The sequence below is a fragment of the Paenibacillus sp. MAEPY2 genome, assembly GCF_000499205.1.
GTDB classification, from domain to species: Bacteria; Bacillota; Bacilli; order Paenibacillales; family Paenibacillaceae; genus Paenibacillus; species Paenibacillus vandeheii.
Window position 1 is genome coordinate 1 of the sequence record NZ_AWUK01000127.1, and the last position, 386, is coordinate 386.

1 protein-coding gene is annotated in these 386 nt (G+C 33.2%); it reads left to right on the plus strand.

Annotation, left to right across the window (positions count from 1 at the left end; genetic code table 11):
• Window positions 1-198 precede the first annotated feature (198 nt).
• Window positions 199-386, plus strand: a 188-nt coding sequence (locus P364_RS35955) for a hypothetical protein (protein ID WP_036695385.1), incomplete at its 3' end; no start/stop codon positions are given.

Below are 386 nucleotides of genomic sequence, written 5' to 3' on the forward strand. Positions count from 1 at the left end.
ATATGGTATATTATACCTGTTCACTGGTACATATACAGGGAATAGTACATAGAAAGGAGTTTTATATAAAGTTACAGTTATATTTAATAAAATCTCACTTTCACTATGTTAGAAGAAATTCCTTTTTGACCACAACTAGAGATTATTAATACTCGAAAAGTAAAGTATTCTAATCCTAATTAAAAAGGAGAATTTCAAATGTTGAAAAAATTCATTGCAGCTTCCCTATTGGCCACAACATTACTTCCAGCTTCCGGAGCTTTTGCAGCTCAAGATACCGATATCATTCCATCATCTACACCAGCGGCAGCGGTTGTTCAGCAGTTACCTAATTCAGATGTTAGCATAATGGCTTTGTCATCCTACTATAAAGTAAATGATTATTC